Here is a 26,521-nt window from a genome sequence, read left to right on the forward strand (position 1 = left end):
ACGGCCTTCGAGGACGAGAATTGCTTCACCGGACCACCTGCGCCGCTCTCTATCTCAAGGTGCATAGCCAGCCTCACGAACGTTTGAAGTGCCGACCACCGGCTTTGTGAACGGGCTCACCGACGGCGCTGGAGCCAACGTCTACTAAGTTCACGTCCGACGCAAACGTTGGACATTCATTGTCGCGAACCATCATTTCAGAAGGGAAGAATTGAAAATGACGACCAAGATCGCCGACATCAACAATCAATCCGCGGCCCCGGTCGCTTACGTCGGCAAGGACGGCAGCACGTCCACGGGCTGGGCCGCCTGGGGCTTCGCGCCCAACGCCGACCAGGGCTTCGGCTGGGACGTCACGGCCAACTTCAAGGACCAGGCGCTCCTCACGTCGGCCGGTGAGTGGTGGGTCTGGGATAACAACTGGACGATCTATTTCCAGAACGTGCAGACCGGACAGCAGGTCTCGGTGCCGGTGAGCGGCAGCGGCATCCTGTCCATCCAGGTCACGGTCGACGCGGCCGGCATGGTCTCCGGCAAGCAGCTCAAGTCCGAGACGGCCGACGCGCAGCTCAAGCGCGCCAGCTAAGGCGCTCCTATCAGCAAGGCTGGCGGCCGACCCTGTGGTCGGTCGCCATGATCTAGCGAAGCCCGTCACGGATCATGTACCCCGCGCCGCGGATGGTGTGGAGCAAGGGCCGGTCAAAACCCTTGTCGATCTTGGAGCGCAGCCGCGAGATGTGGACGTCGATCACGTTGGTCTGCGGATCGAAGTGATAGTCCCAGACATTCTCCAGCAGCATGGTGCGCGTCACCACCTGTCCCGCATGCTTCATCAGATATTCGAGCAGGCGAAACTCGCGCGGCTGCAAGGTCAGCTCGTCCTTGCCGCGCGCGACGCGATGCGAGAGACGGTCGAGCTCGAGATCGCCGACCTTGTAGGTCGTCTCCTCGGCCGGCCCGCCATGGCGGCGCGACAGCACCTCGACGCGGGCGAGCAGTTCGGCAAAAGCGTAGGGCTTCGGCAGATAATCGTCGCCGCCGGCGCGCAGGCCCTTGATGCGGTCATCGACCTGGCCGAGCGCGGATAGAATCAAAACCGGCGTGCGGTTGCCGTTGTCGCGCAGCGCGCCGATCAGCGACAGGCCATCGCGCTTGGGCAGCATGCGGTCGACCACCAGCACGTCGTAATCGCCGCTCTCCGCCATGGCGAGCCCCTCCTCGCCGTCACTGGCGAGGTCTGCGACATGGCCGACCTCGCGGAACGCCTTGACCAGATAGTCGGCGGACTCGCGGTCGTCTTCGATGATCAGGAGGCGCATTGCGGAAACGGGGGCGACGGTCACGGTTGGATGTCCATCTACATGGCCCGGCTGCCGTTTCCGTGCAAGGCGGCGTCAGCGCGGGGGTGATCGACAGGAAAGTGGGCGGCGAGGCTGGGGGACCTCACCGCCCGAGTTCCTTCCGACGGAGGGGGGCATTGTTCCTGACGGAAGGTGTGAGGGAGCGGGACTTGAAGCCCGCCCCCAGGAAGAGCCGCCAGCGCGGGGGCAACAGGCCGGCGACCCTCCATCTCGTGAACGCCTTTAGCCTTTGGCCAGCGGCACCGCGACGAAGCGCGACTGGCCGCCGCTCTTCACGCGCATCAGCACGCTGTTCTTGTTGTCGGCCTTGGCGGCATTGATCGCCTCGCGCACGTCACCGGCCGAGGTCACCGACTTGCCGGCGACTTCGAGGATCACGTCGCCTTCCTTGAAGCCGCGATCGGCCGCAGCGCTCTTGGGGTCGACCTGGGTGACGATGACGCCGTCCTTGCCGGCGCCGGCCACGCTCGACGCCGGAGCGACGGTCATACCGAGCCGCGGCACGTCGGCGCCGCGTGTCGGGTTGGCGCTATCGTTGTCGCCGCCGGTGTCGGCCTTGGCCTCGACGGTGTTCGGCAGCTTGCCGAGCGTCAGGTTGATGGTCTTCTCCTGGCCCTTCGACAGCACGTTGAGCTTGACCGCGGCGCCCGGCGCGATGCCGCCGATGGTGCGGGCGAGCTCACGCGCGTCCTTCACCGGCTCGCCATTCACGGCCGTGATGACGTCGCCGGACACGATGCCCGCCTTCGCCGCCGGACCATTGGCCTGCGGCTCGGCAACCAGCGCGCCCTCGGCCTTCTTCATGCCCAGGCTGTCGGCGATGTCCTGCGTCACCGGCTGGATCTGCACGCCGATCCAGCCGCGGCTGACCGAGCCGTTGTCCTTGAGCTGCGCCACCACGCTCTTCACCGTCGAGGCGGGGATCGAGAACGCGATGCCGACGCTGCCGCCGGACGGCGAATAGATCGCGGTGTTCACGCCGACGACGTTGCCGTCGACATCGAACGCCGGGCCACCCGAGTTGCCCTTGTTCACGGGCGCGTCGATCTGGATGAAATCGTCATAGGGGCCGTTGCCGATGTCGCGGCCGACGGCCGAGACGATGCCCGCCGTCACCGTGCCGCCGAGACCAAAGGGATTGCCGACCGCCAGCACCCAGTCGCCGATGCGCGGCTTGCCGTCGGCGAGCTTGGCGAACGGGAAGTTCGAGCCGCCCTCGACCTTGATCAGCGCAAGATCGGTGCGCTGGTCGGTGCCGATCACCTTGGCGCTGTAGGTCTTGCCGTCGTCGGTCGTCACCTCGACCTTGTCGGCGCCGTCGACCACGTGATTGTTGGTCACGGCATAGCCGTCGGCGGAGATGAAGAAGCCGGAGCCCTGCCCGGTCACGGCGCGACCACCGCCACGGCCACCGCGGCCCGGCATGCCGGGAATGCCGTTCTCACCGCCGAAGCGGCGGAAGAAGCGCTCCATCGGCGAGCCCGGCTGGAACGGCGTGTCCTCGTCACTGTCGTTCTTGGCCACCTTCTCGGCGATGTTGACCTTGACCGAAATCACCGACGGCTTCACCCGCTCCACGATGTCGGCAAAGCCGACCGGGCGCGCGACCTTGCTGACCTCGTTGGCGACCTGCGCATGCGCCGAGGTCGAAAACAGGTCGAGCGGCGCGCCCTGCGGCGACAGCCCATAGGCGGCGACGCCGAGGCCCGCGACGACGGAGGCCATCAGCGCGAACTTGCGCGCCGAGAACAGGCCACGCCGGGGCTGGCGATAGGAGGGAAGCGAGGACAGGTCGGTCGGACGGTCAGTCATACGGTTTTCTCCGCAAGTGATTTTGGTCAAGGTCTCTAAACGTGTGTCCCGGGCTGTTCGCCCCGTTCGCCAGTGAACATGGGCCTCGCCGCCTTACGGCGTGCTGGCTGCGGCGTTAAACTTCTGTAATGGATGGACACACAGACTGCGGCAGAATGGCGCAGATGCGGGAGTGCGGCGGAAAAGCCCTGTAGGGCCAGTGGCTTGCCTGCATCCCGGCCGCCCCGCAGCGGCCATCATTTTGACCGGTCCGACCAAAGTCGTGATCCCCTCGTAGGGCCGGTTAGCCGCAGGCGTAACCCGCCGCCTTTCAACGGCCCTCGAATCGGCCGCAATCCGCCCGCACCGGAGCCGGCCCGCGGCGGATGGCAGCGGAGAGCGTGGCACGCCGCCCGCCCCAAACTCCGTCATTGCGAGCGCAGCGAAGCAATCCAGGATGGTGGGCGGGACCCTGGATTGCTTCGCTGCGCTCGCAATGACGCGCGGAGACATCACGATCCACATTGTCAAACAGCACGCGGAGAAACCTATTAGCAACCCGAGCACCAACCTCCTCGCGACGCATCCCGCGCCCGAGTCATGCCCGACAGTTCACCCTCAGCTAACAGAGGGCGCAGGGAAGGCCGGGAGCTTGCCGCCCCCATGGCCCCCGTGCGAACAAAAAGCACGGGGTAGGAACCACAGGTTCGGCTGAGACATCCCAGCCCTCCCTGCGCGACGGTTTTAACATTTATACGTGCTCTCCCCGGGGACCGGCTCATTGACCCCGTCGCCGGCGGATCATCACCACCAGCTTGACCTCGGCACCGGGAGGCCAGGACGACACGATTTCCTGTCCGCAGTCAGCCGTTCGTCGGCGAGGCCAAAGCCCCGCTTGCAGCCGCCCGCATCCATCGCATTCCGCAACCCGCGTCCGTGACGATCGCGATACGCTCCCTCAGCGGTACGGAACGAGGCGGAGGATAAGGGTGATTTGGGGTGGGAGGCAAGAGTATTTTTGATTTTCGGAAATATTCGACGGATAACTGGTATCGACAAACTGCACCGCGCCTGAAGCAGTATCGGCTCGACCAGAATATCTATAGTGCGACTGCTACGCCAATCAGGCTGACGCACTAACCCATCACATATTCGACAACCCAAGTCTCAAGATCAGACGCCTTGCAGGTCATTGATTTGTAAACTGACACCTGTGCGGGCGAAGTGACAATCGGGCAATTTTTTGAGAACGCAATAGAGGCTGTAAAGAGCTCTACGCTGTCATCGTAGGCTCCCCGCGGGAACCCTGAATTTAGCCGGTCTGCAATGCGAGCGGCACCGGCATAGTAAGCTCGTTTCATCGTAATGCGAACAGATACAAACGGCTTTAATGCCTCTGCTTTATCGGGATAAAGGTCTTCAAACTCTTTCCAGGCACAGGCAGGAACCCCGATGTGACCACTCTTGAGGTGATCGAGAAGAACCGTCTTGAGATTGCCCGATGCTGCAGCGATGCAGTACAGCCCGTCTGTGTCAGCGACGCACAAAAACTCTGCACCGCCGCCCTCACTCATCATCTAGCTCCAACGTTTGGAGCTGATCGCTAGTAAGAGATTTCACATAATCGAAGTACTGCCTCTGGTACTTTGGCTTCAGACCCGTCGCCCGATAAAGGTTTATCTCACTGATAAGACCCTGACGAAGCAGGGAATCGAACGCTCGGGCAAACGAGAAACCAAACTTCGACAGCTTGATCTTCTCCTGAGGAGGAGGTTCTCTGCCCGGTGGACCACCGCGCTTTTCGAAGTAATCTGGATTGCGACCGCGCACGAGCACTTTCCAGTGATCGTAGCTTCCAGGACGGTAAAAGCCGAGCTGCTCAAGCCTCAGAACAGTCGCCTCTTGACTGATCTTAAGTCGACGAGCCGCCCATTTCACATCTTCATCGTCGGGCTCTGAAGTGATCGCCCCGTTTAGCAGCGCGCGGACGTAGGACCTTGGGACAAGAAAGCTGCCTGCAAAGCGATTACATACGCGCTCGACGGCGTTCTTCCTTATGAACGGATCCGAAATTCCCGTTGATCGCCGCAGAACATGGGCTAGCTCGTGAACAAGAGTAAAGAGCCTACGTCCTCTTGTTTGTTTTCGGGTATTGACCACAATTACTGGATGGCGGTGCGACAGGCAAAAGCCACTCCCATCTTCTTCAGGAAAACTATCGTGGAGGACAAAAATTCCGCGATCTTCGATCTTCTTTCTGCAAATTAAATAGAACGCGTTTGCGTCCTTCGACTCTAGCTGATCTTCGAGAGTAATATTGAATTGCTGCCGCACAGCAAAAGCGAATGCATCAATCTCAGCATTTGTATTTGCTTCAAACTGCGGCAGCTCACCCCGCCCGGGCAGCGCAACGAGGGTACGCTGCACGCCTTCTGCAAATTGAATGGATTGAATCGTTTCTTTCGTCTTAGCTGACGGACGCGCTGCCGAGGATCGAAAATCGGGCAACACATCATGAAGCGCGGGCGCTCGCTCCATGAAAAAAGCATAAGACGGAACACCTAACTCCTTCGCAATCCGGTTGAGGATGCCTTGTCCCGGCTCCGGTTCTCGATCAAGTTCGCGAGACAACTCTGCAGGCTCAATGCGAAGACGATTCGAGAGCTGCTCCTCAGTAAGAGACCGAGCGCTCAGTATCGTCGAAAGAACATCAGGGTTGTAAGCCACGAAAAATCCTTGAAGGGCAGGCCGATGAAGTATGCTGATTTCTCAAGCGTAGTGCAACTAGGAGTTGGCCTCCACGTTGGGACAGCCGTACTCCAGCTTTATGGTGAACTAGGGCTTCAACCTCTAAATCGCGCATTGGCAAGGATAAATAGCCTGTTCTTGGCACCCGAGCATGAGCGTCCTGCGAAGGAACTGGAGGATGAACTACTGAGCCTCGAGGGGAAGTACGAGATATTCAAGATCCGCTTATCGAAGGAGTTCGAGAAATACATTCTGGGGAATTCATTCGTTGCGATTACTTTAGCCGTTATACTTGTCGTTCTCGCCTACAAGGCAGACGATCCCATATCGGAAGGCTGGGAAGCGATCTCTCTCTTGTTCGTGGGCCTCTCCCTGTTACCTGCACCGGTCAGCCTCGGAGTGTTTTGGTTTGACGCCGACCGCCAAGTGAAGCCTCTTCGAGAAGAGGCAGATGCGTTGGAAAGAAAAGCCCAGAGCCCGTAAACGGGTAATTCGGGCGCTGAACTTTAGCGCTGGTGTTCCGATTCTGAAATCAAGAGACCGGGTCGTGGAGCAAAATTAACTCTGATGAGCCCAGCGTGCGTGAGCCCCGGATGTCGCTGCGCTCTCTGGCTACGTGGGCTCCCGCCCGATCGGCGGTGCGTAGGGCGGCTTAGCCGAAGGCGTAAGCCGCCGCGCTTTGTCGGGTGGGGATGGCGGATTACGCTGCGCTAATCCGCCCTACTGGCCTGGTCTTGTAGCTACACCTCACGCCCAATCACGCCGCCTGCAACGACCCCAGGAACCGGCTCACCTCGCGCTTCAACCGCCCGCTCTCCGCCGACAGCGAGCGTGCCGCCGTCAGCACCTGGGCCGATGCTGACCCCGTCTCCGACGCACCCCGCTGGACGTCGTCGATATTCCGCGACACGCGCTGGGTGCCGTTGGCGGCGTGCTGGACGTTGCGGGAGATTTCCTGCGTGGCGGCGCCCTGCTCTTCCACGGCCGCGGAGACGGCGGCGGAGATTTCGGACAGGCGGCCGATGGTTGAGCCGATCTCCTTGATCGAGCCGACCGACTCCTCGGTGGCGGCCTGGATGCCGGAGACCTGCTGGGCGATCTCGCCGGTGGCTTTCGCCGTCTGCTCGGCCAGCGCCTTGACCTCGGCGGCGACCACCGCGAAGCCGCGGCCGGCTTCGCCCGCGCGCGCCGCCTCGATGGTGGCGTTGAGCGCCAGCAGGTTGGTCTGGCCGGCGATGCTCGAGATCAGCTCGAGCACGTCGCCGATGCGCGCGGCCTGCTTCGACAGGGTGCCGACGCGCTCATTGGTGCGGTTGGCCTGCGCCACGGCTTCGCTGGCGATGCGCGCGGATTCCTGCACCTGGCGGGAGATCTCGCTCACTGACGAGGACAGCTCCTCGGCGGCGGAGGCCACCGTCTGCACGTTGGACGAGGCCTCCTGCGACGCGGCGGCGACCTCGGTCGACAGATCCTGGCCGCGCGCGGCGGTGCTGGTCAGCGTGCCGGCGGAGGCTTCGAGCTCGCTGGAAGCATGGGACACCGCGTCGATGATTTCGCCGACGGCCTGCTCGAACTGGTGCGCGAGCCGGGCCATGTCGGCCTTGCGCTCGTGCTCCTGCCGCGCCTCGACATCCGCATGCTCTCTACGGAGGCGCTCGGTCTCGGCCATGTTGTCCTTGAACACCTGGATCGCCGTGGCCATGGCGCCGATCTCGTCACGGGCGCCGCGGCCGGGGATCTCGACGGCGACGTCGCCGCTGGCCAGCCGGCCCATCGCCCGCGTCATCGACGTGAGTGGGCCGACGATGCCACGCGCGATCAGGAACGCGACGAGGCAGCCGAACAGCACGGCGGCGGCGCCGACCTGCATCTGCAGCGAGATGGTGTGGCCGATGGCGCCCTCCGCGGTCGTGCGCGCGGCGTGATAGTCGGCATTGATGCTTGCTTCGGCGGCTTTGAGGGTCTCGATGCTCCGAGCGATCAGCGGCTCGATCGCGTTGGCGTAGACCTCCTCGGACTTCAAGGTCGCGGCGGCAGTGGCCTCGAACGCGGTCTTGTTGAGATCGAGCGAGGCTTTCACCGGCGCGATCGCGGCGAGCACGCTGGCGGGCGGCGAGTTGCCCTCGAGGGTGGCGAGGCGCTGCTCGACATTGTCGACGCCGGCGCGGAAGGCGGAGGCGGCCTTGGCGTCGCGCAGCGCCAGGAAGCGCCAGGTCGCGATGCGCACCAGTTGCAGGCGGGTGTCGATATCGGCGACCGCCGTCATCACCTCAGGCTCTTTGCTGATGCGCGCGGAGATCGAGAGCTTGGCGGTCTTGGCGGCCAAGTCCTCGCCGCCCGGCAGCAGCGCGGCGCGGCCGGTCTTGATCTGCCTGACGGCGTCCTGCAACTGATCGCGCAAGGTTCGCATCTGCGCGATGTCGGAGAGCAGATCGGCATAGGCCTTGCGGCGCTCGGCGGACAGCGGGCCGTTGCCGGCGGCCTGCAGCAGCTCGGTCGCCGCCGTCTCGCGGTCGGCGGCCTCCTTCAGCGCGGGCTCGTTGGCATCATGGATGTAGCGCAAATTGGCGCGCTGGATCGCCTGGAGATGGTTGGAGATCTGGAGGATGCGCGCGGTCGCGTCCGACAGCGCCGACATGTTCGCGACCTGGTCGCTCACGGCGCGCAGGTTCCAGACGGCCACCGCCGCCATGACCATGCCCACCGCCACCAGCGCCGCGAACCCGGCGTAGAGACGCCCCCTGATCTTCAACCCGAAGCTCATCATTCCCGTTGGCCCCTTCCCTTGTGCGGTCAGCGGACGGTCTCGTCCCGCGCCGCACAGTACCCGCCGCTCGCGCGACGACTCCTCCCAGCAGAGCGGGTGCACGATGAGCGGTATTTGCTAATAGCCGGTTAGAGCGGTGGGCAGAGTTCCGCAACATCGTGGCGTAGGTGAGCTACGTAGTTCCGATGAGTTGCGTGGTGCACCATCGCAACTCGCGATTCCGGCGCGTCGCAATGGCGGAATTACGCTGCGCTCATCCGCCCTACTCTCTGCCCGTGTCGCGCAAGCCGCATCGACAATCACCACTGTCGTCCCTGCGAACGCCGGGACCCATACGCCGCGGCGGTTGTGGTGACACACGACTGGGCCGGCATCTCGCCCGACAACATCTCGCTGGGGTTATGGGTCCCGGCTCAAGGCCGGGACGACAGCGGAGAGCTGGGCGAGGACTGCGCGTCATGGCGGAGGAATTCGGCTGGCTGAGGAGCCGTTCCTGTCCTCAGCTCGCCTTCACGCTGACGATGAACGCATCGACCTCGCGCTTCAGGGTCTCGGCCTGTTGCGACAGATCGCCGGCGGCGTCGCGGGCATCGGTGGCGAGGCGGCCGGTTTCGGCCGAGGTGGAGGTGATCTGGGCGATGTGGTTGGAGACGTCGAGGGTGCCGCGCGCGGCTTCCTGGACGCTCTTGGAGATGTCCTGGGTGGCGTTGCGCTGCTGCGAGGTGTCGACCTCGATGCCGGACATGATGGCGCTGATCTCGCTCAGTGTGGTCGAGATGCCGTCGATGGCGCCGCGGGTCTCCGCGGTGATGCCCTGGATGCTGGCGACATGCGCCGAGATCTCGTCGGTGGCCTTGCTGGTCTGGTCGGCGAGGTTCTTCACCTCCGACGCCACGACCGAGAAGCCCTTGCCGGCTTCGCCGGCGCGCGCGGCCTCGATGGTGGCGTTGAGCGCGAGCAGATTGGTCTGGGCTGCGATCGCCTGCACCAGCTGCACGACGGTGCCGATCTTCTCGGCAGCGTCCGACAGCGAATGAATAGTGTTCTTGCTCTTCTCGGCCTGCGACGCGGCGCCCTCGGCACGCTGGGTGGCGTCGGAAACGCGGCGGCTGATGGTGCCGATCGAACTTGTCATCTCTTCCGCCGAGCCGGCCACCGTCTGCACGCTGCGATTGGCGTGGGCGGCGGCGGCCTCCACCGCATTCGCCTTCGCCGAGGTGTCGTTGGCGGCGCGCGACAGGGTCTCGGCATTGCTCTTCAGGCGGACGGCCGAGGAGGCCACGCTGCTGACGACGCTGGCGACGAGCTCGTTGAAGGAGTGGATGCGGCCGTCGAGGAAGCGCGAGCGCTCGCCCTGGCGCTGCGCCTCCTGCAATTCACGCTCGGTGAGGCGCTGGCGCTCGATGCCGTTGGTCTTGAACACTTCGAGCGCGCCCGCGAGCTGGCCGATCTCGTTGCTAAGGCCAAGGCCGGGGATGCGGGTGTCATACTTCTGGCCGGCGACGTCGCGCATGGCCGAGACCATCGCGGCGAGCGGACGCAAGATGCCGTTCTGCACGGCGGCATAGGTCATCAGGCAGACGGCGCTGGCGAACACGGCGATCGCGACGCAGGCGATCAGGAACCAGGAGAACGCCGACTGGGCCTGCTGATAGATCAAGGTCGCATGGTCGCGCGCCGGGCCGCTGAGGCTGGCGAAGTCCTGCGACAGGCTGGTGATCTGGTTGTTGAGATACAGCACGGCGATGAAGCCGGTGCCGCCGCCGATCGCCAGCAACAGGAGCAGAGACGCCACGACGCCCCCCACGAGAAAGCGGATCGTCAGATTGCTGTTGGAGAACATCGGCTTTGCCCGGGTACGTCAGACGGAATGTCAACGCACATTTCCAGACAATGGTAAAATAAGATGAAAGCCGGCGGGCGGGCGGAGCACGGGAGAGTGCGGGGGTTTTTGGCGACAATGGCGGTGCGCCCCCTCTCCTCGTTCTTCACGGGGAGAGGGTTGGGGTGAGGGGCAGCGGAACGGGTGGTGCTCGCTTGGGGCACACAAGGGCCGAGCTTGCGGCGCTCTCACTATCGGCACCTCCCGTGCGGCTGCCCCTCACCCCGACCCTCTCCCCGTGAAGAACGGGGAGAGGGAGCGCAGCGCCGCCGGGGTTGGTTCGACTCCAAATTTCAGAGATCAATGAGTCTCGAGTGGAACGACGGGGTTTGGCGCAACGCGCCTTACGTCGCCGGCGGCTGCTGCTCTGCCGCCATCAGCGCGGCCAGCCGCGCCTCCTCCTCCGCCGTCAGCTTCGGCACAGCCTCCACACCGCGCTGGCCGCGGCGGCGGACCTGCCACCACAGCGCCAGCCCGCCGCCGAGCAGCAGCACCGGCGGCAGCAGCCAGAGCAGCAGGGTCTGGCGCTCGAAGCGCGGCTTGAGCAGCACGAACTGGCCGTAGCGGGCGACCAGGAAGTCGAGCACCTGATTATCGCTGTCACCTGCCGCGAGACGCTCGCGCACCAGCAGGCGCAGGTCGCGCGCCAAGGGGGCGTCGGAATCGTCGATCGACTGGTTCTGGCAGACCATGCAGCGCAGCTCGCGCGACAGCGCGCGGGCGCGCTGCTCCTTGGCGGTGTCCGACATCACCTCGTCGGGCTGCACGGCGTGCGCCACGGGCGCGCCGATGAGCAGCAGCAGCGCGAGTGCGAGCGAGCTGAAATTGCGTCGCATCCGCCCTACTCCGCCGGCTGCAGCGCGCGCACCGCTCGCGCCGGGCGCGGAGCGCCGACGCGCAGGCGGCGATCGGACAGCGACAGCAGTCCGCCGAACGCCATCAGCACCGGGCCGAACCAGATCAGCAGCACCAGCGGCTTGTGATAGATGCGCACCGCGAGGCCGCCATCGGCGGTGGTGTCGCCGAGCGAGACATAGAGCTGGCTGACGCCGCGGGTGAGCAGCGCCGCTTCCGTGGTCGACATGCCGCGCGTCGCAAAGCTGCGCTTGCTCGGCGTCATGACCGCGAGCTGCCTGCCGTCCTCGCTGATCACGAAGGTGCTGACGACCTCGGTGAAGTTCGGACCCTGGCGCTGGGTCATGCCGTCGAAGGTGATCTGATAACCGGCGAGGTTGCGCATGTCGCCGGGACGCAAGGTCGAGATCAGCTCGCTGTTCCAGGTGGTCTCGCAGACGATGCCGAGCAGGGCCACGCCGAGGCCGGCATGCGCGAACGCCGTGCCCCACACCGAGCGCGGCAGGCCGCGCGTCCGGTGCAGTGCGGTCTTGAACGGCACGCGGGTGATGCCGCTACGCTCGACCAGATCGACGATGGCGCCTGATATGACGAACACGCCGAGGCCGATGCCAATAGGCGCCAGCGCGCTGCCGCCGCGCGCCCAGGCCCACGCGATCGCGATCGCCACCAGCGAGGCGACGCCGGCCGCGAGCAGCCGCTGCGTGGCCGCCAAGAGATCACCGCGCTTCCACGCCAGCATCGGGCCGAACGGCACCATCAGCAGGAGCAGCGCGAACAACGGGCCGAAGGTGAGATTGTAGAAGGGCGCGCCGACCGAGAGCTTGAAGTCGAGCGCTTCCATGATGACGGGATAGAGCGTGCCGAACAGCACGGTGGCACAGGACACGGTGAGCAGCAGGTTGTTCAGCACCAGCGCGCCCTCGCGCGAGATCGGCGCGAACAGCCCGCCCTGCTTCAGCGCGGTGGCGCGGCCGGCGAACAAGGTCAGGCTGCCGCCGATGAACAGCACGAGGATGCCGAGGATGAAGACGCCGCGCGTCGGGTCGCTGGCGAAGGCATGCACCGAGGTGATGACGCCGGAGCGCACCAGGAAGGTGCCGAGCAAGGACAGCGAGAAGGTCAGGATCGAGAGCAGGATGGTCCAGACCTTGAGCGCGTTGCGCTTCTCCATGACGAGCGCGGAGTGCAGCAGTGCGGTGCCGGCGAGCCAGGGCATCAGCGAGGCGTTCTCCACGGGGTCCCAGAACCACCAGCCGCCCCAGCCGAGCTCGTAGTAAGCCCAGTACGAGCCCATGGCGATGCCGAGCGTCAGGAAGATCCAGGCCATCAGGGTCCACGGCCGCACCCAGCGCGCCCAGGCCGCATCGATGCGGCCCTCGATCAGGGCTGCGATGGCGAAGGAGAACGAGATCGAGAAGCCGACATAGCCGAGATAGAGCATCGGCGGATGCACGGCCAGCCCGATGTCCTGCAGCACCGGATTGAGGTCGCGGCCTTCGATCGGCGGCGTGGCGAGACGCGCGAACGGGTTCGAGGTGGTCAGGATGAACAGATAGAACGCGCTCGCGACCCAGGCCTGCACGGACAGAACGCGCGCGCGGAGCGAGAGCGGCAGGTTGTTGCCGAAGGCCGCGACCATGGCGCCGAACAGCGCCAGGATCGACACCCACAACAGCATCGAGCCTTCATGGTTTCCCCAGACGCCGGTGATCTTGTAGAGCAGCGGCTTCATCGAGTGCGAGTTCTCGAACACGTTGGCGACGGAGAAATCCGAGGTCACGTGCAGGGTGATCAGCGCGATGAAGGACAGCCCGGCGAACACGAGCTGCGCCAGCGCGGCGGAACGGCCGACATTCATCAGCGCGACGTCATGCCTGGCCGCGCCGAGCATCGGCACCGTCGACTGGATCAGCGCCAGCGCGAGCGCCAGCACCAGGGCATAATGTCCGCTCTCTGCAATCACTGCGTCGCTCCTGCGGCCGTCTTCTCAGCCCCCTCGCGCATCGACACCGGTCCGGGTTTCGCGGCGCCTTGCGGCTTGCCGTAATCGTCCTTCCAATGGCCCTGCTTCTTCAGGCTGTCGGCGACTTCCTTCGGCATGTAGGTCTCGTCGTGCTTGGCGAGCACCGTGTCGGCCTTGAACACGCCGGAGGCATCGAGCGCGCCCTCGGCGACGACGCCCTGCCCTTCGCGGAACAGGTCCGGCAGAATGCCCTTGTAAGCGACCGGGAGTTTCGCGCCGCCGTCTGCGACTTCGAAGGTGACCGCGAGATCGTCCCCGCGCTTCAGCGAGCCCGGCTGCACCAGGCCGCCCAGGCGGAAGCGCTTGCCCGGCCCGACGTGCTTCTCCGCGACCATGGTCGGCGTCGAGAAGAACACGATGGAGTCGCGCAGCGCGTTGAGCACCAGCCCGGCTGCGACCGCGAGCACGAACAGCGCCCCGCCGATGATCGTCAAACGCCTCTGCTTGCGTGTCATCCCACTATCCCGTTCGCGGCAGACGCGCCGCTTCTCATCCATCCAGCCCGAAGGTCTTCACGCCCTCGTTGAGCTGGCGCAACCGCTCGGCATCCTTCACGGCCTGCCGCGCATCCGATAACGCCGACTTGGCCTTGTCGAGATCACCCATCACGACATAAGCGCGCACCAGCCGCAGCCAGCCCTCGACGTCGTCGCCATTCTGCTTCAGCCGGGTGGCGAGACGATCGACCATGCCGCGGATCATCGCGTCGCGATCGTCAGCGCTCATGTCCTTGGCGGCGGCCATCGCCTCGTTCGGCAGCGCCGGCGCCTCGCCGCCGCCGACCCGGGCGAGTGCGGCCACCACCAGCGGCCGCCACGGCGCATCCGCCGGGCCCTTGCTCAGCATGGCGCGCCAGATGGTGGCGGCGTCGTCCTTGCGGCCGTCCTGCTCGGCGGCCAGGCCGAGATAATAATTGGCCTTGGGCTCGTCGGCGTCGAGCGCATGGCCGCGCTCGAACTCGGCCTTGGCCTCGGCCGTGACCACCCCGCCCGCCGCGGCCGTCATGACCTCGCCGAGGTCGGCGCGTTTGGCGGCGCCGTCGCCGGCATAGTTGATCATGTTGCGATAGGCGCGGATCGCGTCCTCGGTGCGGCCGAGCCGCGCCAGCACCGGGGCCAGCACCGTCCAGCCGCGGCCATCGGTCGGGTTCTTCTGCAGATGCTGCTCGACCTGCGACACCAGGTTTTCCAGCGGCTGCGAGCCGTCGGCCGGCTTGGCGCGGGCGGTGAGCGGAAAATCCGGCAATTGCGGCGAGCCGAGCGGCAGGTAGACCGCGAGCGCCACGATCGGCACGCCGATCAGCGCCAGCACCGCGGCCACCCGGCGCAGACCGACGCTCGGCTTGGCCGATGGCTCGTTCTCCTGGTCCGCGGCGGCAAGCAGCCGGCGGCCGATCTCGACCCTGGCAGCCTCGGCCTCGACCTTGCCGATCAGGCCGGTTTCGACGTCGCGCTCGATCTCAGCCAGCTGGTCCTTGTAGACGGCGGCTTCGCGGCCGTCCGAGGCGTTGCGCGCGCCGAGCCCGAGCGGCAGCAGCACGGCGAAGATCGCCGCGGCCGTCATCACGGCGAACACGAACCAGAGCGTCATCGACAGAGTTCCAGGCAGCGCCCACCGGCGGACGCGCGTTGCGCAGCTTTTAACCAGCACCGTTCCCGGCGGCAATTCACAATTGCCGCCCTGGTACCCCAGCCGCCCGCGCCGAAAAACTCAGGAGGATTACGTAATTAGCGGACCTCGAACTCGGCGCTCTTGGCGAGGTAGCTGCCATGGCCGTTGAGCGCCATCAGGAAATAGGTCCCCGGCCGAACCTCCTCGGTCAGCCGGATCCGGAGCGAGCCGGCCGGGACCGGCGAGGCGATGGTGGTGACGGGATCGGGCAGTTGCGTCCCGCTCGTCTTGTCGACGAGCACGACCTTGGCCTTGATCATGAGGTTGCGATAGGTCGCGCTGACCACGCGATTCTCGACTTCGACGAATCTGATGACGGAAATCATGGTCTTGATGAAAAAGATGGAACCGGCGGGAACCTATGCATGCCCCCGTGTGGGGTCAACCTAAAATTGCACAATCGAAAACGTCGACAGAATAGCAGAAAAACTCAGCCGGCGCGCGAGGATTTTCGCTCGCCGTTCATTGCATTCTCGGCCGCCCGGCTCATCAATTGGGCGTAGTCGTTGCCGAACAGAACATGGCAGAAGCGGATCGCCGCCGACACCTGGGACTGTCGATAGGCGCGTGCCCGAGCATCGCCCGAGCGCAGCGACTGCACCAGCGCTTCCGTAGCCTTTTCGACATATTGCTGCAGGTCGGTATAGGTCCGCAGCGTGACCTCGTTGATCGCGAGCTCGCTGGCATAGTTGCGGCACACCGCGACGAACTCGATCAGCGCCGCGACCTCCTCGACCTCGCTGGCATCGACGCCCGCGCCGGCCGGAATGTCCTTGTCGGCGCGCTGGCGCAGGATGCGGCGGGCCCGGCCCGGCACGCTGTCAATCTCAGATTGCAAGGCGTTGGAGATGTCGGCGCGGATGGCGGTGAGCTGCTTGCCCCAGTTCGACTCTGACCGCAGGTCGAGCTCGGTGCGCAGGCCTCGGACGCCGTCATGCAGCGTCTTCAACGTGTCGCCGAGATTGGAGAAATGCCCACGGCGAATGTCGGCGCGCAGCACCGAGGCCAGGTTCGCGAGATCGTTGAGCGCAATGGTGACGGCGACGCCGAATGGGGTCGCAGCCACGCGAATCTCATCGTCGGACGCCGCGATCTTGGTGGCCAGTCGGATGATCTGCCAGGGCGCCGCGAGCCGCTGCATCACCAGCGACAGCGCAAACGGCAGCATCGCTGGCGTCTGCAGCGACGGCACGTTGATGGCATCGGTCACCGAGGCGATCTGGGAGTCGCCGAGCGCGCGGATGATGCCGGGCAGCCGGCCGTTGAGGCCGTCGAGCGCCTCGCGATTCTGCAGCACCAGCGCGATCGGCAGCAGGTCCTCGATCACGCTGGGCGCACCGATGCGGGCGAGCAGGCGCTGGCGGTCGCCGGTCGCATTGGGACCGACCAGCTTCATCAAGGCCTCGGCGGCGGCGAGCTGCAGCTTGCGGGCGGCCATCTCGACCTCGCGCGAGCTGTCGCTGCCGGCCGACATCGCGGCCTCGAAGTCCGCATAGCGCTCGGGCGCGCCTTCGCGGCCGAGCCACTGCCAGACGGCCAGCAGCGAGGCGCGGCGGATCTGACCGGGCCGGAGAGAACCGGTGGAATCGGTGAGGAACGGCTCGAGCGGCCGGAACAGCCGGCGCGGGCCATCGCCGCTCTGGCGGCGCTCCTCGCGGGCCTGTGGACGGGCGACCTCCACCGCTGCTGGCGGACGAACCGGTTCGGCTGCAGGGGGCGGAGCGGCGGCGGGCGTTGCGGGACGCACCACCTTGCGCAACTGCTCGAGCACCATCGTGGCCACGGCCACATCCTGGCCGCGCTCGATCGCGCGCTCGAACTCGCGCATCAAGAGCGACTGCGCGCTCGGCGGCAGCTGCCCGAGATATTCCCTCAACCGTTCGTGAGCTGTCTGACCCATGCGCCGGCGTGCAAATTTCCACGGCGAGAGCGCACATCGCGCACCCCGGCCTCCACCATAGCGGCCGCGGTATTAAGAACACCTTTAGGATGGCGGAATTCGCCGGCCCGTTAAACGCCGGGCAAGACCAGCTCCGCCCGCAAGCCCCCGATCGGGGCATCGCCCAGGGTCAGGCGGCCACCATAGAGCGCAGCCAGATCGCTCACGATCGACAGGCCAAGCCCGGACCCGGGCTTCGACTCGTCCAGCCGCTGACCGCGCCGCAACACCTGAGCGCGTTCGGCCGCCGACAGGCCGCGACCGTCATCATCGACGACGATGCGGAGCATCGGGGAAGCCCCCGCCTGGGCCGGCGGCTGCACCGCGACCTCCACCGACACCCGCGACGCCGCCCATTTGCAGGCGTTGTCGACGAGATTGCCGACCATCTCTTCCAGGTCCTGGCGCTCGCCGCGAAACCGGGCCGCGGGGTCGGCGGTTGCCTCGACCGCGATGCTGCGCTCGCGGTAGATCTTTTCCATGGTGCGGCGCAGCGCCTCGATCGCCGGGGCGACCTCTGTCACCGTGGACACGATGGTGACGCGCGCCGCAATCCGCGCCCGCTCGAGATGATGGGCGACCTGGTCGCGCATCACGTCCGCCTGCTCCATCACCTTCGCCGCGAACGGATCGGCCGCATGGGTGGTCGCTTCGTTGACGATGACCGACAGCGGCGTCTTGATGGCATGGGCGAGATTACCGACATGGGTCCGCGCCCGCTCAACAATCTCGCGATTGGCGTCGATCAGCGCATTTGTCTCCCGCGCCAGCGGCGCGATCTCGACCGGAAACTCGCCTTCGAGGCGCTCGGCCCGGCCGGAGCGGATATCGGCAATCGATTCGGAGATGCGCTTCAACGGCGCCAGACCATAATTGACCTGGAAGACCGTGGTGAGCAGCAGCACGATGCCGAGCGCGGTGAAGGTGCCGCCGAGGTAATAGTCGAAGCTGCGGGTCTCGTCGAAAATCTCCGAGGCATCGCCCGCGACGCTGACAAGGAATTTGCCGTCGGAGCCGAGATCGACGGGGCGCTCGACCATGCGCAGATCCTGATTCTCCGGTCCCTCGACATAGCCGATCCGGATACCAGCGGCGGTCAGGTCGATCCCCTGCTCTTCCAGCTTGGGCAGCTTCTTGTCCCAGAGCGAGCGCGAGGCTCGCACCTCCGGCTTCTCGGTATCGGTACGGGTGATCTGCCAATACCAACCGGACAGCGGCAGCTCGAACAAGGGCTCGCCGAGCGACTGGAATTGCCGGTCCGGCGGGTCGTCCGGCGTCGCCACCTCGGCAATCAGCGTCCGGAGATAGAGATTGAGCCGGCGATCGAAGGCGCGCTCGGTCGCATTGCGATAGACCGAGGACAGCACGATGCCGGTTATGGCGAGGATGACCACGAGCCACGCGGTCGCGGACAGGAACAACCGGGTGGCAAGTGAACTTTGGCGCATGACCGCAAATTAGCGAAACGGCCGGCGCCCGGCCACCTCTATGGCGGGCGCCGGTTCGGATCAGGCGCCGGCGGCCGGCGGCGGGGTCAGGAGATAGCCGAGGCCGCGCACGGTCTGAATGACGTCGCAGTCGAGCTTCTTCCTGATTCGGCCGACGAACACCTCGATGGTGTTCGAGTCGCGGTCGAAGTCCTGGTCGTAGAGATGCTCGACCAGCTCGCTGCGCGACACCACGCGGCCGGAATGATGCATCAGGTAGGACAGCAGGCGGTATTCGTGTGAGGTCATCTTGACGGGATTGCCCGACACGCTGACCTTACCCGTGCGGGTATCGAGCGTCACCGGGCCGCAGGTCAGCTCACTCTGGGCATGGCCGGCCGAGCGGCGCAGCAGCGCGCGGATGCGGGCCAGCACCTCCTCGAGGTGGAACGGCTTGGCGACGTAGTCGTCGGCGCCGGCGTCGAAGCCTTGCACCTTGTCGCTCCAGCGGTCCCGGGCGGTCAGGATCAGGACCGGCATCGCACGGCCGTTGCGCCGCCACGCCTCCAATACCGAGATGCCGTCCATCTTGGGCAGGCCGATATCCAGCACGACGGCGTCGTACGGCTCGCTGTCGCCCAGATAGTGCCCCTCCTCCCCATCGAACGCACGGTCCACGACGTAGCCGGCGTCGCTCAGGGCCGTGGTGAGCTGACGGTTGAGATCCGGATCGTCCTCGACAACGAGCAGACGCACGCTTGCCTCCAAAGCTGAACTGCACGATTTCTGCCCTCAAGATGAACCGGAAGGCCGTGAACCGCGCATGAACGGAACCCGACCGACGGGGTTACTTTTTGGTCATCTCGGTCGGGGCCGCCGGCAAGGGCCGACAGAATTGAGGCGGATATAAGCTCTGGGACACCACGATGAAAAGCCCGGCCATGGGGATGGCCGGGCTTGGCTTGCGTGCGAAGCGATGGACGCCGGCCGCGCGTCACGCGGCCCGTCAACAATCTCGATGCGGCTCTCAGGTGTGGAAGAACACGAACCACACGAGGCCGAGGACCAGGAGCGCCAGTCCGGTGGAGATGGCCAGCATGGCCAGGACTGACGGGCCGGGTTCACCCTGCCGCGCTTCGGTGGGATTTTCGACGATCTGCGACCCTCGTCTTGTTGCCATGGCGCCCTCAGCTCGCTGCTACGATCTCGAACGCGGTATCGCGTTCTCTCATTTGCTGATTGGCAACGTCGCCCCCCGAACGATGTTCCGGCCCGGCCCCCTGCTGCGACCAGTTAACGCCGCTCTCAGAATCTGCAGGCCAGCTTGTTGAATCCGGGGGCTGCGATGTTATCCTCGCGGCTGTCAGCGACAACTACGTCCGCAGCGGCCCGGTTCGGGAGAGTCCGCCCGTCAGTTTGCAGTTGAGTGGAGTTGAGACATGGCCCCGCGCGCCAATTGGAAGGGTTTTCTGCGGCTGTCGCTCGTGACCTGCCCGGTCGCGCTCTATCCGGCGACGTCGGAGTCCGAGAAGGTCTCCTTCAACCAGATTAACCGCAAGACCGGCCATCGCATCAAATACAGCCGGGTCGACGCCGAGACCGGTGAGGAAGTGGCCAACGAGGACATCGTCAAGGGCTACAAGGTCGACACCGACACCTACATCGAAGTCACCAAGGACGAGCTCGAGGACATCGCGCTGGAATCGACCCACACGATCGAGATCGACGAGTTCGTCCCGTGCACCGACATCGACAGCCGCTATCTGATCCGCCCCTATTATCTCGTGCCCGACGGCAAGGTCGGCCATGACGCCTTCGCCGTGATCCGCGAGACCATCCGCAGCATGGACAAGGTTGCGATCGGACGCGTGGTGCTGACCAATCGCGAGCACATCATTGCGCTGGAGCCGCTCGGCAAGGGCCTGATGGGCACGCTGCTGCGCTACCCTTACGAGGTGCGCAACGAGGACGAATATTTCGACGACATCCAGGACGTGAAGATCACCGGCGACATGCTGGATCTTGCCAAGCACATCGTCGAGAAGAAATCGGCCGAATTCCAGCCGGAGAATTTCGAAGACCATTACGAGGCCGCGCTGGTCGAGCTGATCAACAAGAAGCGCAACGGCGTGACCATCACCGCCAAGGCCGCGCCGAAGTCGAGCGGCAACGTCATCAACCTGATGGATGCCCTGAAGCGCAGCCTGGCCAACGAGGGCGACAAGGCGCCCGCCGCGTCCGCCCCTGCTCCGAAGGCCAAGCCCAAGAAGGCGAAGAAGCGTGTCGAGGGCCAGCGCGAGATGCTGCTGCCGATCAGCGGCAAGAAGGCCAAGGACGAGCCGAAGAAGGCGGAGGAGCCGAAGAAGGCCGAGAAGCCGGTTCGGCCGACCGCGCGCTCGCGCAAGGCGAGCTGACACGCCGAGACGATCCCGTCGTCTTCGAAACACGCTGCACCGCTCTCCCAGTTCCCGGCGGGGGGCTGACGAGCGGGGGCTCGCGAACTTCCAGGTCCCCGCCCCCTCGACCTGGGCAGCCACCAGGCGACTCCGCCTCCCCATCATCTGCCATCTGCGAGCAGCAGCCGTCGTTGCCTAGCCCCCTGGAAACACCTGAGTCGATCAGCCATTTGCCATCATCAGACGCGGATTTGTGATCACCGCGACGCGGCATCGATGCTTGCGCAATGTGCACATGGCGCCTAGCTCTGCGGCGCGGGTGAATGATCAGACGCGTGTCGAATCGGTGCGTCTGGTCCGGATGGTGGAACGATCTTGGCGGAGTCGTTTCGGTTGCACCGACGCGGTGTGTCAGGGGGTGTGCATGTTTCAGCGCGATGAGAGACAGGATCAGGCGCGGCACGACTAGGGCATGGCGCGAGTTCAATTGTCCGAGCTCTCGGCGTTCGCGGCGGTCGCGGACACACTGAGCTTCACCAAGGCGGCCGCTCACATCGGCTGCTCGCTGCCGACCATCAGCCAGACGATCAAGGGTCTCGAGGAGCGGCTGGACGTCAGGCTGTTCAACCGGACGACGCGCAGCGTCGCACTGACCGAAGCCGGCGAGCGGCTGCTCGCGGAAATCCAGCCGGCTCTTGAGCGGGTGGATCAGGCGATCGAGAGCATCAACGCTTTCCGCGACAAGCCTGTGGGTACGCTCAGGCTAGCGGTATCGCGCGTGTTTGCCCTCAGAGGGCTTGGGCCGCTGATCAGGTCGTTCCTGACCGAATATCCGTCCATTCAACTCGAACTCGCCGTCGACGATACGAACAGCGACATCGTCCGCAATCGCTTCGATGCTGGTATCCGTTCCGGTCATCGGGTCGAACGCGACATGAAGGTGATCCGCGTGGTCGACGATTGCAATTTCATCGCCGTCGCCTCGCCGGACTATCTCGCCAGCCGTCCGGCGCCATCCAGCCCCGAAGAGCTTCAGACTCACAATTGCATCCGCCACCGCTTTCCCGCCGATGACACGTTGCAGCCGTGGATCTTCGACAAGGACGAGCAGCGGGCCGAGATCGCGGTGGACGGCTCGCTGATCGTCAACGATTTCGATCTGGCCCTGAATGCTGCGCTGGACGGCGTCGGCATCGCCTATCTGGTCGAGCCGATGGTGGATCCGCATCTGGCCGATGGACGCCTGGTGCGTCTGCTGCCGGACTGGAGCTACGCGACTCCAGGACTGTTTCTCTATCATCCGAGTCGACGGCAGCCGCCGATGCCGCTGCAGGTGTTTCTCGACTTCGTGAAGCGATGGCGAAACGACAGCATGCGCCAGGCGATGACGCCGATCACGAGATTCGGCGGCAGCGCACTTGTCGTACCAACGTCACATTGCCCCTCGGTTCAGATCGAATCGAGCCAGTGAGACCACGCGCAAGACGACTATTTCCGTGGGCAGCTCAGTGACTTGCCCACGCACGATGATGTGCGCAGCACCACCCCCGGGATTGTTCGGGATTCCCATCTACCCTATTCACGAATAACGTCATTAACAAATTGCCACCGAGAGGCCAGAAGGGTGGCGTGATCGCGTCGAAGCGCGTGCGAACCAACGGCACGTTAACGACGATGGAGCGGAACCCGAGCAAACGAGCAACTTTCATCAAATTGAAATGGGCTCGTGGACAATTCGTTCACGCGATCCGAGAGCCGAGCGTATCGGTGTGGGGACTTTAAGTCTGGCGACGCCAGAGGCGACACGCGGGGGGCCGTGTGGGCGCCGATCAACCGGAGACATAGAATGAAGACGATGAGGGGCCTGCTTCTCGGGACGGGAGCAGTGATTTTGTCAGCCGCGGCGGCTCAGGCCGCAGATCTTCCGATCAAGGCCAAGGCCGTCGAGTATGTGAAGGTGTGCTCGCTGTACGGCACGGGCTTCTACTACATCCCCGGCACCGACACCTGCATCAAGCTGGGTGGTTATGTGCGCGCGGAAACCGCGATGTGGACCAACAGCAATTATGGCGGCGCCTATTCCGCCCAGGCCGGCGCGGACAATCGCCTCAGCAACCGGCTTCAGACCCGCGCACGCCAGGACCTGAACATCGATACGCGCACCGCGACCGAGTACGGCGTGGTCCGTACCTATTTCGACGCGGTGTTGACCTGGACGTCGGGCACCTATGCCGGCGTCGGCAACGGCGGCACCCAGTATAACACCGGCGCGGCCAGCACGACCCCGCTGACCTCCGTCAACGGTCTCAGCAATGACGGCATTTCGGGCGGCTCGCTCGGCGTATACTACGCCTTCATTCAGTTCGCCGGCTTCACCATGGGCAAGGCGGTGTCGACCTTCGACGCGCCCTGGACCAACTACCCCGGCAACAATTTCGACGGTCTGGTCGGCGGCAGTGGCTCCAACAACGGCGTCAACCAGTTCACCTACACCGCCGATTTCGGCCAGGGCATCACGGCGGCGATCTCCGCCGAGGACCAGAGCCAGTTCTTCACCAGCAACATCTGGAACACGTCCGGCATCACCTCGTCCGGCGTGCTGGGCGGCGCCTATGGCACGAACAGCATCGGCGGCAACGTGGCGCCCGACATCATCGGCATGGTGCGCATCGATCAGGCCTGGGGCCTGTTCCAGGCGTCGTTCGCTGCGCATGACAACCACGCCGGCTACTACTCTCCGGGCGTCGAGACCGCCGGTCATCCGTCGGACAAATGGGGCTGGGCCGGCCAGCTGTCGCTGTCGATCAAGAACATCCCGACCGGTCCGGGCGACGTCCTGAACCTGCAGGCGGTCTATACCGACGGCGCGAGCCGCTACAACTTCCAGAGCTTGGCTTCGACGTCCTACTCGATGTACGGCAGCACCGGCGTCGCCGGCGCCTACCAGAGCATCGGCTTCGCCGGCGTGGCCGATGCCGTGTTCGGCAACGGCACCGGCCTGTCGACCGTGCAGACCTGGGGCATGCGCGGTGCCTTCACCCATAATTGGGATCCGCACTGGAACACGGCGCTGTACGGCGCCTATGCCCAGGTTCGCTACGGTCAGACGGGTTCGGACCTGATCTGCACCCGCATCGCCGCGACCGGATTGCTCACAGCGGGCTCGACCTGCAACCCCGACTTCAACCTGTCGCAGATCGGCCTGATCACGCGCTGGGTGCCGGTCAAGAACCTCACCTTCTCGGCCGACGTGACCTACAGCCATCTCGACCAGAAGTTCTCGGGAACGGCGAACGCTCCGACCATCGCGAGCACCGCGAAGCCGGCCGCGATCTACCAGCTCAAGGACCAGGACACCGTGAGCATGCTGCTGCGCGCCCAGCGTAACTTCTGACGCTGGACGACCGAACCTCCGAACAGGCCACGAGCTTCCGGCGATGCCCCGCCGGAAGCTCGTGCTTCAAACGGACGGGAGTTCGATGGAACCAAGACATTGATCGAATAAAGAGGTCGATCGCATCAGGAGATATGAGCAGGCGCGTGCGTTCCGGCAGCGAGGCGATTACTTGATCGAGCTGTTGATCGACGTGAACTTGCTGCTGAGACCAGATCCCAGGCCGTTCACGGCCGCCAGGATCACGATGCTCAGGCCGCCGGCAATGATGGCGTATTCGATCGAGGTCGCGCCGGCCTGATCTTTGAGAAAGCTCGCAATCAACTGCCGCATCTACCACTCCGGTCGGGCTCGATCATCTGATGCGCCGGAAGGGCGCGCCAAGGCCGGGACGGACGCCCCGCGGAAACCCTGCGTGATCGGCTTGAAAAATCGGTTAACCCGATCGGAGAGCCGCGGCGTCCGGATATCGAGGCGCGAGGCCAAGGCGAGTTCGCGCCTGCGTTGTCGCGGCATCGTCAAAAGACATCACAAGCATTTGACGTTATTGCGCTTTTGTTTTTTGCTCGCCGGCTCTTCGCGATCCCCGGACGCATTCGCTGCTTCCGAATTCTCATCCGATACATTTAGAAAAAATTCGGCCTGTCCGGCGGATGCACTGGCATGATCTGGGTCAACGGTCGTGGCGGCCGCCCGCATAGGGTTTATCCTGATCACCATGACCGCCGCATCAGATCCCGCCCGCCCCCAGCTCAAGATCCGCAGCGTCGCGCTCGATACCGGGCGCGAGAACGTCGTCGTGATCTCACGGCGCTCGCGCGCGCTGCGGCCAGAGGTGTTCAGCGGCTTTTCCCGCGTCGAGCTGCGCTGCAATTCACGCACCCTGCTCGCCACCCTGCTGATCACCGATGACGACGCCCTGGTCGGGCCCGACGAGATCGGCCTGTCGGAGCCGGCGCTGCGGCGTTTCGCCGAGCCGACCGGCACGCTCGCCACGGTGTCGCCGGCGACCCCGCCCGAGAGCCTGGAATCCGTCCGCGCCAAGATTCGCGGCGAGACCTTGAGCGATCAGGCGATCGCGGCGGTGATCGACGACCTCGCCCACTACCGCTACTCGGACATGGAGATCGCGGCCTTCCTGATCGGCTCGGCGAGCTTCATGAGCTCGGGCGAGCTGCTGGCGCTGACGCGCGCGATGGCCAATGCCGGCACCCAGCTGAAATGGCCTGAGCCCGTGGTGGTCGACAAGCACTGCATCGGCGGCATTCCCGGCAACCGCACCTCCATGGTGGTGGTGCCGATCGTCGCCGCCCATGGCCTGACCATCCCGAAGACCTCGTCGCGCGCGATCACCTCGCCGGCCGGCACCGCCGACACGATGGAGGTGCTGGCGCGGGTCAATGTCGGCGCCGAGGAGATGAAATCGATCGTCGCGGCCTGCAATGGCTGCGTGATCTGGGGCGGCCACGTCAATCTGTCGCCGGCCGACGACATCCTGATCTCGGTCGAGCGGCCGCTCAGCCTCGACACCCGCGAGCAGATGGTCGCCTCGATCCTCTCCAAGAAGCTCGCCGCCGGCTCGACGCATCTCCTGCTCGACCTGCCGGTCGGGCCGACGGCCAAGCTCACCAGCGGCGCGGAAGCGATGCGGCTGCGCAAGTTGTTCGAGTTCGTCGGCGACCGTTTCGGCCTCAAGGTCGAGGTGATCACGACCGACGGCCGCCAGCCGATCGGCAACGGCATCGGCCCGGTGCTGGAGGCGCGCGACGTGATGGCCGTGTTGGGCAACGAGCCCACGGCGCCGGCCGACCTGCGCGAGAAGTCGCTGCGGCTCGCCGCGCATCTGCTCGAATATGATCCGAAGCTGCGCGGCGGCGCCGGCTATGCAAGGGCGCGCGAGCTGCTCGACAGCGGCGCGGCGCTGAAGCAGATGCTGAAGATCATCGATGCGCAGGGGCCGTCCGAGTGCCGCAGCGAGCTCGGCGATCTCGCCTTCGACGTCAGGGCCGAGCACGACGGCATCGTGTCCGCGATCGACTGCCTGCGGCTCAACCGTCTGGCCCGCACGGCCGGCGCGCCGGTCAACAAAGGCTCCGGCATCAGGCTGTTCAAGAAGATAGGCGACCGCGTCGAGCAAGGTGAGCCACTCTACCGCGTGTTCACCTGCGATCCGTCGGAGCATGATCTCGCTGCGGCGGCCGCTGCCGCCAACCACGGCTACGCATTCGCAGACGGCCGGCCGTGACGAGCCATTGTCGTAGCGC

Annotated in this window: 23 protein-coding genes; 6 read left to right on the plus strand and 17 right to left on the minus strand. The window is 65.1% G+C overall.

Going from position 1 to position 26,521, the window contains the following annotated elements:
• Positions 1-217 precede the first annotated feature (217 nt).
• Entirely contained in the window at positions 218-586 is a 369-nt protein-coding gene (locus tag BRAD285_RS20465) for a hypothetical protein (RefSeq protein ID WP_035648295.1), read from the plus strand.
• A gap of 52 nt (positions 587-638) precedes the next feature.
• Here the strand turns inward: BRAD285_RS20465 and BRAD285_RS20470 are convergent, their stop codons facing one another.
• From BRAD285_RS20470 to BRAD285_RS20485, 4 genes are all read right to left on the minus strand, one after another.
• Positions 639-1,319: a response regulator transcription factor gene (locus BRAD285_RS20470; protein WP_035648298.1), complete on the minus strand. Its 681-nt coding sequence runs from the start codon at positions 1,317-1,319 to the stop codon at positions 639-641.
• Positions 1,320-1,583: 264 nt separating this feature from the next.
• The gene (locus tag BRAD285_RS20475) at positions 1,584-3,173 is read right to left on the minus strand and encodes a Do family serine endopeptidase (protein ID WP_006614533.1); all 1,590 of its coding nucleotides are present in this window, start codon (positions 3,171-3,173) and stop codon (positions 1,584-1,586) included.
• 1,115 nt (positions 3,174-4,288) lie between these two features.
• Entirely contained in the window at positions 4,289-4,726 is a 438-nt protein-coding gene (locus BRAD285_RS35450) for a hypothetical protein (RefSeq protein ID WP_139020700.1), read from the minus strand.
• A complete protein-coding gene (locus tag BRAD285_RS20485; protein ID WP_006614536.1) occupies positions 4,719-5,879 on the minus strand; it encodes an ImmA/IrrE family metallo-endopeptidase in 1,161 nt (386 codons plus the stop codon). The genes BRAD285_RS35450 and BRAD285_RS20485 overlap by 8 nt, the downstream gene beginning before the upstream one ends.
• 24 nt (positions 5,880-5,903) lie before the next feature.
• Here BRAD285_RS20485 and BRAD285_RS20490 point away from each other — a divergent pair, with 24 nt between their 5' ends.
• Positions 5,904-6,383, plus strand: a complete 480-nt coding sequence (locus BRAD285_RS20490) for a hypothetical protein (RefSeq protein WP_006614537.1) — start codon at positions 5,904-5,906, stop codon at positions 6,381-6,383.
• A 274-nt stretch (positions 6,384-6,657) separates the two neighbouring features.
• On the opposite strand, the gene BRAD285_RS20495 is transcribed toward BRAD285_RS20490, so the two are convergent.
• The 11 genes from BRAD285_RS20495 to BRAD285_RS35850 all read right to left on the minus strand — a co-directional run bounded on the left by BRAD285_RS20495 (position 6,658) and on the right by BRAD285_RS35850 (position 19,647).
• Entirely contained in the window at positions 6,658-8,667 is a 2,010-nt protein-coding gene (locus BRAD285_RS20495; protein ID WP_006614538.1) for a methyl-accepting chemotaxis protein, read from the minus strand.
• Positions 8,668-9,166: 499 nt separating this feature from the next.
• Positions 9,167-10,510 (minus strand): methyl-accepting chemotaxis protein, encoded by a 1,344-nt coding sequence (locus BRAD285_RS20500; RefSeq protein ID WP_006614539.1) that lies wholly within the window; start codon positions 10,508-10,510, stop codon positions 9,167-9,169.
• A gap of 383 nt (positions 10,511-10,893) precedes the next feature.
• Positions 10,894-11,385, minus strand: a complete 492-nt coding sequence (locus tag BRAD285_RS20505; RefSeq protein WP_006614540.1) for a cytochrome c-type biogenesis protein — start codon at positions 11,383-11,385, stop codon at positions 10,894-10,896.
• Positions 11,386-11,390: 5 nt separating this feature from the next.
• On the minus strand, positions 11,391-13,370 hold the full coding sequence (locus BRAD285_RS20510) for a heme lyase CcmF/NrfE family subunit (RefSeq protein ID WP_006614541.1): 1,980 nt from the start codon (positions 13,368-13,370) through the stop codon (positions 11,391-11,393).
• Positions 13,367-13,885 (minus strand): cytochrome c maturation protein CcmE, encoded by a 519-nt coding sequence (ccmE, locus tag BRAD285_RS20515; protein WP_006614542.1) that lies wholly within the window; start codon positions 13,883-13,885, stop codon positions 13,367-13,369. Before ccmE ends, BRAD285_RS20510 begins: the two co-directional genes overlap by 4 nt.
• A 34-nt stretch (positions 13,886-13,919) precedes the next feature.
• Positions 13,920-15,020 carry a c-type cytochrome biogenesis protein CcmI gene (gene ccmI / locus BRAD285_RS20520; RefSeq protein ID WP_006614543.1) on the minus strand — a complete coding sequence of 367 codons (1,101 nt, stop codon included), beginning with the start codon at positions 15,018-15,020 and terminating at the stop codon, positions 13,920-13,922.
• Between the two features lie 137 nt (positions 15,021-15,157).
• The gene (locus tag BRAD285_RS20525) at positions 15,158-15,427 is read right to left on the minus strand and encodes a hypothetical protein (protein ID WP_006614544.1); all 270 of its coding nucleotides are present in this window, start codon (positions 15,425-15,427) and stop codon (positions 15,158-15,160) included.
• A gap of 104 nt (positions 15,428-15,531) precedes the next feature.
• Positions 15,532-17,001 (minus strand): hypothetical protein, encoded by a 1,470-nt coding sequence (locus tag BRAD285_RS20530; RefSeq protein WP_006614545.1) that lies wholly within the window; start codon positions 16,999-17,001, stop codon positions 15,532-15,534.
• A 110-nt stretch (positions 17,002-17,111) separates the two neighbouring features.
• Positions 17,112-18,488, minus strand: coding sequence for a sensor histidine kinase (locus tag BRAD285_RS20535; RefSeq protein ID WP_006614546.1), 1,377 nt, complete (start codon positions 18,486-18,488; stop codon positions 17,112-17,114).
• Between the two features lie 60 nt (positions 18,489-18,548).
• Positions 18,549-19,223 carry a response regulator transcription factor gene (locus BRAD285_RS20540; protein WP_006614547.1) on the minus strand — a complete coding sequence of 225 codons (675 nt, stop codon included), beginning with the start codon at positions 19,221-19,223 and terminating at the stop codon, positions 18,549-18,551.
• 271 nt (positions 19,224-19,494) lie between these two features.
• Positions 19,495-19,647 (minus strand): hypothetical protein, encoded by a 153-nt coding sequence (locus tag BRAD285_RS35850; RefSeq protein WP_172889796.1) that lies wholly within the window; start codon positions 19,645-19,647, stop codon positions 19,495-19,497.
• Positions 19,648-19,906: 259 nt separating this feature from the next.
• Between BRAD285_RS35850 and BRAD285_RS20545 the strand changes: the two genes are divergently transcribed.
• From BRAD285_RS20545 to BRAD285_RS20555, 3 genes are all read left to right on the plus strand, one after another.
• Entirely contained in the window at positions 19,907-20,881 is a 975-nt protein-coding gene (locus BRAD285_RS20545; RefSeq protein ID WP_006614548.1) for a Ku protein, read from the plus strand.
• A gap of 454 nt (positions 20,882-21,335) precedes the next feature.
• Positions 21,336-22,334, plus strand: coding sequence for a LysR family transcriptional regulator (locus tag BRAD285_RS20550; RefSeq protein WP_006614549.1), 999 nt, complete (start codon positions 21,336-21,338; stop codon positions 22,332-22,334).
• Positions 22,335-22,709: 375 nt separating this feature from the next.
• The gene (locus BRAD285_RS20555; protein WP_006614550.1) at positions 22,710-24,257 is read left to right on the plus strand and encodes a porin; all 1,548 of its coding nucleotides are present in this window, start codon (positions 22,710-22,712) and stop codon (positions 24,255-24,257) included.
• A gap of 168 nt (positions 24,258-24,425) precedes the next feature.
• On the opposite strand, the gene BRAD285_RS20560 is transcribed toward BRAD285_RS20555, so the two are convergent.
• Both BRAD285_RS20560 and BRAD285_RS35455 read right to left on the minus strand, forming a co-directional pair.
• Positions 24,426-24,590 (minus strand): Flp family type IVb pilin, encoded by a 165-nt coding sequence (locus BRAD285_RS20560; RefSeq protein ID WP_035648307.1) that lies wholly within the window; start codon positions 24,588-24,590, stop codon positions 24,426-24,428.
• 195 nt (positions 24,591-24,785) lie between these two features.
• Positions 24,786-24,956: a hypothetical protein gene (locus tag BRAD285_RS35455; RefSeq protein ID WP_157681688.1), complete on the minus strand. Its 171-nt coding sequence runs from the start codon at positions 24,954-24,956 to the stop codon at positions 24,786-24,788.
• Between the two features lie 19 nt (positions 24,957-24,975).
• Between BRAD285_RS35455 and BRAD285_RS20565 the strand changes: the two genes are divergently transcribed.
• On the plus strand, positions 24,976-26,502 hold the full coding sequence (locus BRAD285_RS20565) for a thymidine phosphorylase family protein (RefSeq protein WP_083846460.1): 1,527 nt from the start codon (positions 24,976-24,978) through the stop codon (positions 26,500-26,502).
• The last annotated feature ends 19 nt before the right edge of the window (positions 26,503-26,521 follow it).

It is taken from the genome of Bradyrhizobium sp. ORS 285, assembly GCF_900176205.1.
GTDB lineage: Bacteria > Pseudomonadota > Alphaproteobacteria > Rhizobiales > Xanthobacteraceae > Bradyrhizobium.

What these genes read in the sequence shown, in the direction of transcription:
- BRAD285_RS20465 (WP_035648295.1), top strand. Translation starts at nt 218, where the DNA reads ATGACGACCAAGATCGCCGACATCAACAATCAATCCGCGGCCCCGGTC.
- BRAD285_RS20470 (WP_035648298.1), bottom strand. Translation starts at nt 1,319, where the DNA reads ATGCGCCTCCTGATCATCGAAGACGACCGCGAGTCCGCCGACTATCTG.
- BRAD285_RS20475 (WP_006614533.1), bottom strand. Translation starts at nt 3,173, where the DNA reads ATGACTGACCGTCCGACCGACCTGTCCTCGCTTCCCTCCTATCGCCAG.
- BRAD285_RS35450 (WP_139020700.1), bottom strand. Translation starts at nt 4,726, where the DNA reads ATGAGTGAGGGCGGCGGTGCAGAGTTTTTGTGCGTCGCTGACACAGAC.
- BRAD285_RS20490 (WP_006614537.1), top strand. Translation starts at nt 5,904, where the DNA reads ATGAAGTATGCTGATTTCTCAAGCGTAGTGCAACTAGGAGTTGGCCTC.
- BRAD285_RS20495 (WP_006614538.1), bottom strand. Translation starts at nt 8,667, where the DNA reads ATGATGAGCTTCGGGTTGAAGATCAGGGGGCGTCTCTACGCCGGGTTC.
- BRAD285_RS20500 (WP_006614539.1), bottom strand. Translation starts at nt 10,510, where the DNA reads ATGTTCTCCAACAGCAATCTGACGATCCGCTTTCTCGTGGGGGGCGTC.
- BRAD285_RS20505 (WP_006614540.1), bottom strand. Translation starts at nt 11,385, where the DNA reads ATGCGACGCAATTTCAGCTCGCTCGCACTCGCGCTGCTGCTGCTCATC.
- ccmE (WP_006614542.1), bottom strand. Translation starts at nt 13,885, where the DNA reads ATGACACGCAAGCAGAGGCGTTTGACGATCATCGGCGGGGCGCTGTTC.
- ccmI (WP_006614543.1), bottom strand. Translation starts at nt 15,020, where the DNA reads ATGACGCTCTGGTTCGTGTTCGCCGTGATGACGGCCGCGGCGATCTTC.
- BRAD285_RS20525 (WP_006614544.1), bottom strand. Translation starts at nt 15,427, where the DNA reads ATGATTTCCGTCATCAGATTCGTCGAAGTCGAGAATCGCGTGGTCAGC.
- BRAD285_RS20530 (WP_006614545.1), bottom strand. Translation starts at nt 17,001, where the DNA reads ATGGGTCAGACAGCTCACGAACGGTTGAGGGAATATCTCGGGCAGCTG.
- BRAD285_RS20535 (WP_006614546.1), bottom strand. Translation starts at nt 18,488, where the DNA reads ATGCGCCAAAGTTCACTTGCCACCCGGTTGTTCCTGTCCGCGACCGCG.
- BRAD285_RS35850 (WP_172889796.1), bottom strand. Translation starts at nt 19,647, where the DNA reads ATGGCAACAAGACGAGGGTCGCAGATCGTCGAAAATCCCACCGAAGCG.
- BRAD285_RS20545 (WP_006614548.1), top strand. Translation starts at nt 19,907, where the DNA reads ATGGCCCCGCGCGCCAATTGGAAGGGTTTTCTGCGGCTGTCGCTCGTG.
- BRAD285_RS20550 (WP_006614549.1), top strand. Translation starts at nt 21,336, where the DNA reads ATGGCGCGAGTTCAATTGTCCGAGCTCTCGGCGTTCGCGGCGGTCGCG.
- BRAD285_RS20555 (WP_006614550.1), top strand. Translation starts at nt 22,710, where the DNA reads ATGAAGACGATGAGGGGCCTGCTTCTCGGGACGGGAGCAGTGATTTTG.
- BRAD285_RS20560 (WP_035648307.1), bottom strand. Translation starts at nt 24,590, where the DNA reads ATGCGGCAGTTGATTGCGAGCTTTCTCAAAGATCAGGCCGGCGCGACC.
- BRAD285_RS35455 (WP_157681688.1), bottom strand. Translation starts at nt 24,956, where the DNA reads ATGCGGGCGGCCGCCACGACCGTTGACCCAGATCATGCCAGTGCATCC.
- BRAD285_RS20565 (WP_083846460.1), top strand. Translation starts at nt 24,976, where the DNA reads ATGACCGCCGCATCAGATCCCGCCCGCCCCCAGCTCAAGATCCGCAGC.